Genomic DNA, 10,180 nt, shown 5'->3' with positions numbered 1-10,180 from the left:
GCCACGCGGTTCACCGCAGCGACTACCTCGGCGGCGCCGACCAAGGCATCCTTGCGCAGGTGCATCGGTGTCGGGCCGGCATGGGCCTCGACGCCGGTGAACACCAGGTCGAACCATTTCTGGCCCAGGCAGCCCTGCACCACACCGATGGTGGTGCGCTGGTCCTCCAGCACCGGCCCCTGCTCGATATGCGCTTCGAAATAGGCGCCGACCGGATGCCCGACCGGCACCCGCGGGCCGGCGTAACCGATGCGCTGAAGCTCCGCGCCCACCGAAAGGCCCTGTTCGTCGACCTTGTCGAGGGTCTCCTGCAGACCGAACTTACCGGCAAACACCCCCGATCCCATCATGCACGGTGGGAAGCGCGAGCCTTCTTCGTTGGTCCACACCACCACTTCCAGCGGGGCCTCGGTCTGCAGGCCAAGGTCATTGAGGGTGCGCATCACCTCAAGCCCGGCCATGACGCCGTAGCAGCCGTCGAACTTGCCGCCGGTGGGCTGGGTATCGATATGGCTGCCGGTCATGACCGGCGCCAGTGCCGGGTTGCGTCCTGCGCGGCGGGCGAAGATGTTGCCGATGGCGTCGACACTGACCGTGCAGCCAGCCTCTTCGCACCAGCGCACGAACAGGTCGCGGGCCTGGCGGTCGAGATCGGTCAGCGCCAGGCGGCATACACCGCCCTTGGCCGTGGCACCGAGCCGGGCCAGGTCCATCAGCGATTGCCAGAGGCGCTCGCGGTTGACCAGGGCGCCCTGGCCGAGCAGGTGTTGCGAGGGATCGATGCGGGTGTTCATGGGGCGTCTCTCCTGTAGCAAATAGGGGGCTTCTTCGCGGGCAAGCCCGCTCCCACTGGATATGAGCCTCAGCCATTGTGGGAGCGGGCTTGCCCGCGAAGAGGCCGATACAGAGCAAGGCCTGAAATCAGGCACTCAGGGCCAGGTAACGGTTCTTGATGCTCGGGTCGTCGCGAAACTGTGCGGCGGTGCCCTGGTAGGCCACGCGGCCCTGCTCGAGCACGTAGTGACGGTCGGCCAAGGCATCGCAGACCATCAGGTTCTGCTCCACCAGCAGGATCGACAGGCCTTCGTCCTTGATTCGCCGCAGGATCTTCACCAGCTCGTCGACGATCACCGGCGCCAGCCCCTCGGTCGGCTCATCGAGGATCAGCAGGCGCGGGCCGTTGAGCAGGGCGCGGGCGATCGCCAGCATCTGCTGCTCGCCGCCCGACAGCGCGAAGCCACCGTTACGGCGGCGCTCTTCCAGGCGCGGGAACATCGCGTAGACGTCGCGCAACTGCCAGCGGCTCTCCTTGCGCGTGGCGATCTTCAGGTTTTCCTCGACACTGAGCTGGCGGAAGATGCCGCGATGTTCCGGCACCAGAGCGATGCCCCGGCGGGCGATATCGAAGATTTCGCGGCCGACCAGGGGCTGGCCATCGAAGCTGATCTGGCCCTGGCGAGGTCGGACAATGCCGAGGATGCTGCGCAAGGTAGTGGTCTTGCCGGCACCGTTACGCCCGAGCAGGGTCACCAGTTCGCCGGCGCCGACCTGCAGGGAGACGCCTTCGAGCACGTGGCTTTTGTCGTAGTAGGAATGGATCGAGTCGACGTTGAGCATCAGGCGGCCTCTCCAAGGTAGGCGGTGCGCACGCGTTCGTCGTTGCGCACGAAGTCCGGGGTGCCCTCGACCAGGATCTGGCCGTGGCTCATGACGGTGATGCGCTGGCTGATCGACATGACGATGCTCATGTTGTGCTCGATCAGCAGCACGGTGTGGTCGCGGCCCAGATCGCTGATCAGTTCGGTCATCAGCGGGATGTCGTCGATGCCCATGCCGGAGGTGGGCTCGTCGAGCATCAGCAGGCTCGGCTTGGCGCAGATCGACATGCCGACTTCCAGTACGCGCTGCTGGCCATGGGAGAGTTCGCCGGCGAGGGTGTCGGCACGGCCTGTGAGTTTCAGGCGCTCGAGCACCTGGTCGGCGGTGTCCCAGTGGCTGCGCTTGTGCTCGACGCTGCGCCAGAAGTTCAGCGCGCCCAGGCCGTCGCGGCCCTGGGCGGCCAGGCGCAGGTTCTCGCGCACCGAGAGGTTCTGGAACAGGCTGGTGAGCTGGAACGAGCGCGCCATGCCCAGGGCCACGCGGCCATGGGAGGGCTTGCGGACGATGTCCCGGCCATTGAACAGGATGCTGCCGGCGGTAGCCTGGCGTTCGCCGGTCAGGCAGTGGAACAGGCTGGTCTTGCCGGCACCATTGGGGCCGATGACCGTGTGGATGGTGCCAGGCCGGACTTTCAGGTCGACACCGCCGACCGCGCGGAACGGTCCGTAGGCCAGCTCCAGGTTGCGGGTTTCCAGCAGGAACTCGCTCATCACAAGGTCTCCTTGGTCTTGGTCGACAACGCACGCCCCGGACGCAGGCGCTTGCCCAGCTCGGCCAGGCCGCCCCACAGGCCGCCACGCATGAATACCACCACCAGGATCAGGATGAGCCCGAGCAGCATCAGCCAGCGTGGCCACAGCTCCGACAGCACATCGCCCAGCACCACGATGGCGCCGGCCCCCAGCAGCGAGCCGAACAGCGAGCCGGTGCCGCCGATGATGGTCATGATCAGGATGTTCTCGCTCATCATCAGGTCGATGTTCGACAGCGGCGCAAAGTGCAGCAGCATGGCGTACAGCGCCCCGGCGATACCGGTGATGGCGCCGGACAGCATGAACACCAGGATCTTGAAGTGGCGGGTGTCGTAGCCGATCGCCGCCGCGCGGGTCTCGTTCTCGCGGATCGCCAGCAAGGTGCTGCCAAAGGGCGAGCGGATCACCCGCAAGGCGAAGGCGAAAATCAGCAGGAACAGCACGGCGACGAAGGCATAGAAGTGCCGAGGGTTGCCCAGGTCGACCAGCACGTGGCCGAAGACTTCGACATTCGGCCGTGGCACGTCGAGCAGGCCGTTGTCGCCCCCGGTCCAGCCGCTGAGGGTGTAGGCCAGGAAGTACGCCATCTGGCTGAAGGCCAGGGTCAGCATGACGAAGTAGATGCCCTTGCGCCGGATCGCCAGTGCGCCGACCAGCAGCGCCAGCAACGCACCGAATACCGCAGCGCCCAGCAGCGCGGCGAACAGCCCCCATTTCAAGTGGATCATCAGCAGTGCCGCGCCATAGGCACCCACGCCGAAGAAAATGCCCTGGCCGAACGACAGCAGGCCGGTGTAGCCCAACAGCAGGTTGCAGGCGAGCGCCGCCAGGGCAAAGATCAGGATCTCGGTGGCCAGCGTGGCCGAGGGCAGCACCAGCGGCAGCAGCACCAGGCTGGCGACCACCAGCAACAGCAGGACGGGCGTGCGCGGCCCGGCCGGTAGTGGATTCTTCTCGCTCATCAGTCATGCTCTCCCGAACAGGCCATAGGGACGGACCAGGATCACCGCGGCCATCGCCCCGTAGATCATCAGGCTGGCGCCCTGCGGCCAGAGGCTGGTCATCATGCTTTGCACCACGCCGACCAGCAGTCCACCGACCAGCGCGCCGCCGAACGAACCCATGCCGCCGATCACCACCACCACGAAGGCGATGCCGAGGATCTCCGGGCCGACGAAGGGCTGGGCACCACGCAACGGCGCGAACAGCACCCCGGCGACACCGGCCAGACCCACGCCGAGGGCAAAGGTCAGGGAGAACAGGCGGAAGATGTTGGTGCCCAGCAGCGACACGGTTTCGGTGCTCTCGCTGCCGGCGCGTACCAGGGCACCGAAACGCGTGCGTTCGAGCAGCAGCCACAGGGCCAGGCCGATCAGCGCGGCGAAGCCGATCAGGAACAGGCGGTAGTAGGGGTAGATGAAGTCGCCCAGAATGATCACGCCACGAAGCTCCGGCGGTACGGCGATGTTCTTGCCCACCGGCCCCCAGATCAGTACCGAGGCTTCCTGGATGATCAGCGCGATGCCCAGGGTGACCAGGATCTGGAAGGTGTGCGGCAGGTGGTAGATGCGCTTGATCAGCAGGCGCTCGACCGCCCAGGCCAGCGCTGCCACGACCAACGGTGCGACCAGCAGTGCCAGCCAGAAGTTGCCGGTCAGGGCCACGGCGGTGTAGCACAGGTAGGCGCCGAGCAGGAAGAACGCCCCATGGGCGAAGTTGACGAAGTTGAGCAGGCCGAAAATGATCGTCAGGCCCACGGCGATGAGGAAGTAGATCATCCCCAGGCCCAGGCCGTTGAGCAGTTGGAACAGGTACAATTCGAGCATGAACGTGCCCTCGACAGCGCGCGGTGCGGCTGCCTGTACAGGTGTGTTTGACTGGCGTCGTGGCCTCAGGCCAAGGCGCAACCGGTGTGATCGACCTCGACGAACGAGCGGCCCGAACTGATGACTTCAGCCAGATCGTCCTCGTCGCGCAACTGGCCCTGGGGCTTGCCGCGCAGCAGGTAGTAGTCCTTGAGCACCTGGTGGTCACCAGGTCGGATCAGCTCTTCGCCGGTAGGGCCCTGGAAACGCATGCCCTGCAAGGCCCTGGCGACGCTGGCGCCGTCGAAGGTGCCAGCCTGGACGATGGCGTCGAGCATGACCTTGGTGCCGATGTAGTCGGCGGCCAGTGGATAGTTGGGGTTGATCCCGTAGGCCTTCTGCGTTGCGGCGACCAGTGCCTTGTTCAGCGGCGTATCCACCTGATGCCAGTACTGGGCACCCAGGTAGACCCCTTCGAGCACGTCGCTGCCCAGCTCCTGGAACTGGTCGAGCCCTGCCGACCAGACCAGCAGCACCTTCATCCGCTCCTTGATCCCGAAATTGACCGCCTGGCGCAGGGCGTTGGACGACTGGCTGCCGAAGTTCAGCAGCACCAGCACGTCGGGCTTGGCGGCGATGGCGTTGGTCAGGTACCCGGAGAACTCCTGCTCCTGCAGTGAGTGGTAACTGTTGCCGATGTGCTCGACACCGAACTCGGCGAAGACCTTGCGCGCATTGTCCAGCAGCGCATCGCCGAACACGTATTGCGGGGTGATGGTGTACCAGCGCTTGGCTTGCGGCAGCTGGCGAATCATCGGCACCAGGGTTTCGCGAATCGCGCCGTAGGTCGGGACCGACCAGCGGAATGTCGACAGATTGCAATCCTTGCCGGTGATCTCGTCGGCGCCGACCGGGGTCATGAACACGCCGCCGGCCTTGTTGATTTCCTTGGACACGGCCAGGGCCGACGAAGACAGGGTGCAGCCCTGGAAGAATCTCGCACCGTCCTGGCCGATGGCTTCCTGCACCTTGCGCACCGCCTTGCCGGCATTGCCTTCGGTGTCGATGACCTTGTACTGCAGCGGCCGCCCCAGCAGTTGCGGGTGCTCGGCGATGGCCAGGCGCGAGCCCATGTCGGCGTACTTGCCGTAGCTGGCGAAGGCGCCGGACATCGACTTGAGCCCGTAGAAGACCAGCGGCTGTTCGGCGAATGCCCGCTGCGCTCCCAGTGGGAGGCTGCCGAGGGCACCCAGGGCAAGACCTGCCTTGAGCAGGGTACGTCTTTGCATGGATAACTCCTTGGTTCTGGTTATTAGGCAGGAGTGGCAATGGCAAAGCGGGTACGGCCGGGCCTTTGAGCAGGCCTCTGTGCAGGCTGGATCAGTGGTGGTGTTCGAACTCCAGCAGGAAGTTGCGTTCGACCTCGCCCTCCAGCGCGGTCATATGGTGTTCGGCGTCGCACATGTGTTCGTGCATCAGCCGGCGCACGGCCTTCTCGTCGCTGGCGCGCAGGGCGACCAGCAGTTGCTTGTGGTAGTCGATGTTGGCAGCGGCGAACGCCTGGCGCTTGGGCAGGTAGGCCTTCTTCAGTACCACCAGGTCGCGCAGCAAGTCGTTGAGGAACACCGCCATGAAGCGCAACAGCGGATTGGGGCAGCGGCGCGCCAGCAAGGTGTGGAATTCGATCTCCGCCAGGCGCTGTTCGCGCTGGCCCTGTTCGCTGTCTTCCGGGGTGCTGCAGAAATCGATGTTGGCCTGCAGCGCGGCGTAGTCGGCGTCGCTGAGCTGGCCCATCACGGCCACTGCCAGCTCGACCTCGATGACTTTGCGCAACTGGTAGACCTGTTCGCCGTCCAGGTGCTGGAAGTGCAGGTAGTTGCGCAGCGCGCGACTGGCGGGCTCGGTGCCGACTTCAGCGAGATAGGCGCCGCCGGTAGGGCCGGTGCGGGTGTTGACCAGCCCTTCGACCTCCAGGGCCTTGAGCGCCTCGCGGGCGGTCCCTTTGGAGCATTCGAAGTGCTCCATCAGCTCGCGTTCGGTGGGCAGGCGATCGCCTGGGCGCAGGGCCTCGGTGACGATCGAGCGCTTGACCGATTCGACGATGACGTCGGAAAGCTTCTGGCGCTTGCGTTTGGGTTTGAGCATTTCGCTATTTTTCATATTTATGCGGATAAATAGGATTTAGCGAGTTTTGCTGGAAGGGGTCAATGGTGGCGGGGGAGTAGGGGTCGCAAATGGAGTGAAAGGGTCGGGGAGGGATAAGTGAGGCGGGCTCGAAAATCTGAAACTGCCCCCCGTGGGCGCGGGCAAACCCGCTTTCCCACAAGGGAGAGCTCGTTCTCTGCGATCAGCCTTGTCGGCCAGGACCCTGTTCGAGGTGGGCCTGGCTGCAGTACCAGTCCTTGCCGAGCTTGAGCGCCCGGTCGTTGGGCAGGTGTACGCCGCAATGGGCGCAACGCACCATGGTCAAGGGGTCTTCGAGGCGTGGCTCGGGACGTGATTGCTGGCTGATCTTGAATTTGCGCCACAGCCAGAACGCGGCGGCGATCAGGGCGATCCAGAAGAGTAGGCGAACCATGGTGTCCAGCTTGTCGTGAATGAAGAGGCCACAGTCTAGGGCGCGGCCATGAAAAAAGGGAGGCCTGGGCCTCCCTTTCTCGTTGCGCGATCTGTCAGTCGAACAGACCGAAGGTCAGGTAGCTGAACCAGGAACGATCCACCTCGGCGTCCTTCGGACCTTCCGGCAGGATCGGGTCGCCGTTTTCGTCTTTGGGCAGCAGGTCGGCTGGCATTTCCGAACGGGCGTCCTTGAACTGACGGACCACGTCCTGGTTGGCGCGGGTTTCACCCGGTGGCAGCGGCGTGTCGGTCTCGATCAGGCCCAGGGTGGCCTTGGACAGCCAGGAGCGGCCGTCGGACTCGCCCTGCTTGGGTACGAACTGGCCGTCTACCAGGCTCGGGTGGTTCGGGTAGTTGAGCTTGAGGGTTTCCAGGCTGGTGGCGGCCAGGTCGTCCAGGTGCATTTTCTGGTAGGCTTCGGTCATCACGGCCAGGCCGTCGGCAACCGATGGCGTTTCCTGAAAGTTCTCCACCACGTAGCGGCCACGGTTGGCGGCGGCGACGTAAGCCTCACGGCTCAGGTAATAGTCGGCGACGTGGATTTCGTAGGAGGCCAGCAGGTTGCGCAGGTAGATCATGCGCTGCTTGGCGTCCGGGGCGTAACGGCTATTGGGGAAGCGGCTGGTGAGCTGGGCGAACTCGTTGTACGAGTCGCGCGCCGCGCCTGGGTCACGCTTGGTCATGTCCAGCGGCAGGAAGCGCGCCAGCAGGCCGCGGTCCTGGTCGAACGAGGTCAGGCCTTTCAGATAATAGGCGTAGTCGACGTTCGGGTGCTGCGGGTGCAGGCGGATGAAGCGCTCGGCAGCGGACTTCGCGGCCTCGGGCTCGGTGTTCTTGTAGTTGGCGTAGATCAGCTCGAGCTGGGCCTGGTCGGCGTAGCGGCCGAACGGGTAGCGCGATTCCAGGGCCTTGAGCTTGTTCACGGCACTGGTGTAGCTGTGGTTGTCCAGGTCGGCCTGCGCCTGCTGGTACAACTCGGCTTCGCTGAGGTTCTCGTCAATGACTTCCTTGTTCGAGGAACAGGCAGCAGTGAGCCCGAGGATGGCGATCAGCAGCAGGTGTTTCACTTGCATGGCGGCTTGCGTCCTTTGACGGCCGCTGTCTTGGGCGGTGCCGTCCTGTTATGATGAGCGCCCCCGGCCAACCCCGGGGCAAAAGAAGCCGTATTTAACCACAAGCACGCAGCCGAAACCAAAGGCTGTAAGCCCATCGATTCGAGCATGTCCGAGATCATTCAACTTAGTGCAGAGGTCCCGTCCGAGCTGGGCGGCCAACGCCTCGACCAGGTCGCCGCCCAATTGTTCGACGAGTACTCGCGTTCGCGCCTGACTTCGTGGATCAAGGAAGGCCGCCTGACCGTCGATGGTGCGGTGCTGCGCCCGCGCGATACCGTCCACACCGGCTCCGTTCTCGCTCTGGAGGCCGAACAGGAGGCCCAGGGTGAATGGGAGGCAGAGGACATCGAGCTGGACATCGTCTATGAAGACGACCAGATCCTGGTGATCAACAAGCCTGCCGGGCTGGTGGTCCATCCGGCTGTGGGACATGCCAGCGGTACCCTGCTCAACGCCCTGCTGCACCATGTGCCGGACATCATCAACGTGCCGCGCGCCGGCATCGTCCACCGCCTGGACAAGGACACCACTGGTCTGATGGTGGTCGCCAAGACGCTGCAGGCGCAGACCAACCTCGTCGACCAGTTGCAGAAACGCTCGGTCAGCCGCATCTATGAATGCATCGTGGTGGGCGTGGTGACGGCCGGTGGCAAGATCGACGCACCGATCGGTCGCCACGGCGGCATGCGTCAGCGCATGGCGGTCACCGATGGCGGCAAGCCGGCGGTCAGCCACTATCGCGTGCTCAAGCGTTTCCGTTCGCACACCCACGTGCGGGTCAAGCTGGAGACCGGGCGTACCCACCAGATTCGTGTGCACATGGCCCATGTCGGCTTCCCGCTGGTCGGCGACCAGACCTACGGCGGTCGCTTCCGCATCCCGCCGGCCGCCAGCGTGGCCATGGTCGAGGCGGTCAAGCACTTCCCTCGCCAGGCCCTGCACGCGCGCTTCCTGGCGCTGGATCATCCGACGACCGGTGAGCGCATGGAGTGGAAATCGCCTCTGCCGGACGACTTCATGTGGCTGCTGTCGCTGCTCGATCAGGACCGCGAGAGCTTTATCGGATGAGCGAGCTGACGCAATCGCTGATCTTCCCCGACTGGCCGGCCCCGGCCTCGGTTCGCGCTTGCGTCACCACACGAGAGGGCGGCGTCAGCCTGCCACCCTACGAAACCTTCAACCTGGGTGACCACGTGGGCGACGATCCTGCAGCGGTCGCCGAGAACCGCCGTCGCCTGGGCGCTGAGTTCGCTATCCAGCCGGCCTGGCTCAAGCAAGTGCATGGCCTGGTCGTGGCCGACGCCGATCCGGCCGTGGTGGCCGAAGCGGATGCCAGCTGGACCGACCAGCCCGGTATCGCCTGTACCGTGATGACCGCCGATTGTTTGCCTGCGCTGTTCTGCGATCGCGCCGGTACGCGCGTGGCGGCCGCACATGCTGGCTGGCGCGGGCTGGCCGGTGGCGTGCTGGAAGCCACCCTTGATCGTCTGGCGCTGGCGCCTGAAGAGGTGCTGGTGTGGCTGGGCCCGGCTATCGGCCCGCAGGCGTTCGAAGTGGGCCTGGAAGTGCGCGATGCGTTCACCGCCGTGCATCCAGAGGCCGCCAGTGCCTTCGTCGCGGGCCAACGCCCCGACAAGCTGATCGCCGACATCTATGCCCTGGCGCGTATCCGCCTGGCCGCGCGCGGCGTGACGGCCGTCTATGGCGGAGGGTTCTGCACGGTCAGCGACCCGCGTTTCTTCTCCTATCGGCGCACCCCGCAGGGCGGGCGTTTCGCTTCGCTGGTCTGGCTCGAACCTCGCTGAGCCTCTGCGCCCGTTCTGGGGGCGGTTTGTGCTATGCCGTGCAATAGATCTCACTGATGTCCATCAGTGTTGTTGCTTTTTGTCGTAGTCTTTTCCTTCTCAAGCGTTTTGATCATCTTCAAATGCGTCGCAATAGCCGCTAGGCTCGCAACAATCCGTATCGCCGTGATCTTCCAACCAGAACGAGTCGGCCATGACAGATTTGTCCCGTACGCATGGAGTCGCCAGCCAGGCCCTTGGTCTGCTGGACGGGCGTTTCTTCCGGCCACCGCTGCCGGACGGGCATGTGCTGCGCGCGCGCTTGTGCCAGCGTCTCGAAGCGGGGCTGGGTGGGCGGCTGCTGCTGGTCAACGCACCGGCGGGGTTCGGCAAGAGTTCGCTGGCCATCGAGTTCTGCCAACAGTTGCCCAGCCACTGGCGCAGCC

12 protein-coding genes are annotated in these 10,180 nt (G+C 64.9%); 3 read left to right on the top strand and 9 right to left on the bottom strand.

The window, feature by feature from the left end:
- From VA602_RS14795 to VA602_RS14755, 9 genes are all read right to left on the bottom strand, one after another.
- A partial coding sequence (locus tag VA602_RS14795; RefSeq protein WP_407682510.1) for a hydantoinase/carbamoylase family amidase occupies window positions 1–794 on the bottom strand: 794 nt, incomplete at its 3' end.
- 127 nt (window positions 795–921) lie between these two features.
- Window positions 922–1,617 (bottom strand): ABC transporter ATP-binding protein, encoded by a 696-nt coding sequence (locus VA602_RS14790; protein ID WP_063542818.1) that lies wholly within the window; start codon window positions 1,615–1,617, stop codon window positions 922–924.
- Window positions 1,617–2,369: an ABC transporter ATP-binding protein gene (locus tag VA602_RS14785; protein WP_054895108.1), complete on the bottom strand. Its 753-nt coding sequence runs from the start codon at window positions 2,367–2,369 to the stop codon at window positions 1,617–1,619. Before VA602_RS14785 ends, VA602_RS14790 begins: the two co-directional genes overlap by 1 nt.
- Window positions 2,369–3,373 (bottom strand): branched-chain amino acid ABC transporter permease, encoded by a 1,005-nt coding sequence (locus tag VA602_RS14780; RefSeq protein WP_153774751.1) that lies wholly within the window; start codon window positions 3,371–3,373, stop codon window positions 2,369–2,371. The genes VA602_RS14785 and VA602_RS14780 overlap by 1 nt, the downstream gene beginning before the upstream one ends.
- Window positions 3,374–3,376: 3 nt before the next feature.
- A complete protein-coding gene (locus VA602_RS14775) occupies window positions 3,377–4,237 on the bottom strand; it encodes a branched-chain amino acid ABC transporter permease (protein ID WP_151926499.1) in 861 nt (286 codons plus the stop codon).
- Between the two features lie 65 nt (window positions 4,238–4,302).
- Entirely contained in the window at window positions 4,303–5,505 is a 1,203-nt protein-coding gene (locus VA602_RS14770) for an ABC transporter substrate-binding protein (protein WP_054895111.1), read from the bottom strand.
- Window positions 5,506–5,596: 91 nt separating this feature from the next.
- The gene (locus tag VA602_RS14765) at window positions 5,597–6,361 is read right to left on the bottom strand and encodes a FadR/GntR family transcriptional regulator (RefSeq protein WP_054895112.1); all 765 of its coding nucleotides are present in this window, start codon (window positions 6,359–6,361) and stop codon (window positions 5,597–5,599) included.
- Between the two features lie 202 nt (window positions 6,362–6,563).
- Window positions 6,564–6,794 carry a PP0621 family protein gene (locus VA602_RS14760; protein ID WP_063542822.1) on the bottom strand — a complete coding sequence of 77 codons (231 nt, stop codon included), beginning with the start codon at window positions 6,792–6,794 and terminating at the stop codon, window positions 6,564–6,566.
- A 94-nt stretch (window positions 6,795–6,888) separates the two neighbouring features.
- The gene (locus VA602_RS14755; protein WP_054895114.1) at window positions 6,889–7,908 is read right to left on the bottom strand and encodes an outer membrane protein assembly factor BamD; all 1,020 of its coding nucleotides are present in this window, start codon (window positions 7,906–7,908) and stop codon (window positions 6,889–6,891) included.
- Window positions 7,909–8,055: 147 nt separating this feature from the next.
- Here VA602_RS14755 and rluD point away from each other — a divergent pair, with 147 nt between their 5' ends.
- From rluD to VA602_RS14740, 3 genes are all read left to right on the top strand, one after another.
- Window positions 8,056–9,018 carry a 23S rRNA pseudouridine(1911/1915/1917) synthase RluD gene (gene rluD, locus VA602_RS14750; RefSeq protein ID WP_063542824.1) on the top strand — a complete coding sequence of 321 codons (963 nt, stop codon included), beginning with the start codon at window positions 8,056–8,058 and terminating at the stop codon, window positions 9,016–9,018.
- Complete coding sequence (pgeF, locus tag VA602_RS14745) at window positions 9,015–9,755, top strand: peptidoglycan editing factor PgeF (RefSeq protein ID WP_063542826.1); 741 nt, start codon at window positions 9,015–9,017, stop codon at window positions 9,753–9,755. The genes rluD and pgeF overlap by 4 nt, the downstream gene beginning before the upstream one ends.
- A 193-nt stretch (window positions 9,756–9,948) precedes the next feature.
- Window positions 9,949–10,180: hypothetical protein (locus tag VA602_RS14740; RefSeq protein ID WP_323453584.1), on the top strand; the 232-nt coding region annotated here is incomplete at its 3' end.

The sequence above is a fragment of the Pseudomonas machongensis genome, from assembly GCF_034961125.1.
Classification (GTDB): Bacteria; Pseudomonadota; Gammaproteobacteria; order Pseudomonadales; family Pseudomonadaceae; genus Aquipseudomonas; species Aquipseudomonas machongensis.
This window is presented reverse-complemented; position numbering and strand designations above follow the sequence as displayed.

Excerpts from the sequence above, each read along its gene's own strand:
- VA602_RS14760 (WP_063542822.1), bottom strand. The coding sequence starts at position 6,794 with ATGGTTCGCCTACTCTTCTGGATCGCCCTGATCGCCGCCGCGTTCTGG.
- pgeF (WP_063542826.1), top strand. The coding sequence starts at position 9,015 with ATGAGCGAGCTGACGCAATCGCTGATCTTCCCCGACTGGCCGGCCCCG.
- VA602_RS14775 (WP_151926499.1), bottom strand. The coding sequence starts at position 4,237 with ATGCTCGAATTGTACCTGTTCCAACTGCTCAACGGCCTGGGCCTGGGG.
- VA602_RS14755 (WP_054895114.1), bottom strand. The coding sequence starts at position 7,908 with ATGCAAGTGAAACACCTGCTGCTGATCGCCATCCTCGGGCTCACTGCT.
- VA602_RS14790 (WP_063542818.1), bottom strand. The coding sequence starts at position 1,617 with ATGCTCAACGTCGACTCGATCCATTCCTACTACGACAAAAGCCACGTG.
- VA602_RS14780 (WP_153774751.1), bottom strand. The coding sequence starts at position 3,373 with ATGAGCGAGAAGAATCCACTACCGGCCGGGCCGCGCACGCCCGTCCTG.
- VA602_RS14770 (WP_054895111.1), bottom strand. The coding sequence starts at position 5,505 with ATGCAAAGACGTACCCTGCTCAAGGCAGGTCTTGCCCTGGGTGCCCTC.
- VA602_RS14765 (WP_054895112.1), bottom strand. The coding sequence starts at position 6,361 with ATGCTCAAACCCAAACGCAAGCGCCAGAAGCTTTCCGACGTCATCGTC.
- VA602_RS14785 (WP_054895108.1), bottom strand. The coding sequence starts at position 2,369 with ATGAGCGAGTTCCTGCTGGAAACCCGCAACCTGGAGCTGGCCTACGGA.
- rluD (WP_063542824.1), top strand. The coding sequence starts at position 8,056 with ATGTCCGAGATCATTCAACTTAGTGCAGAGGTCCCGTCCGAGCTGGGC.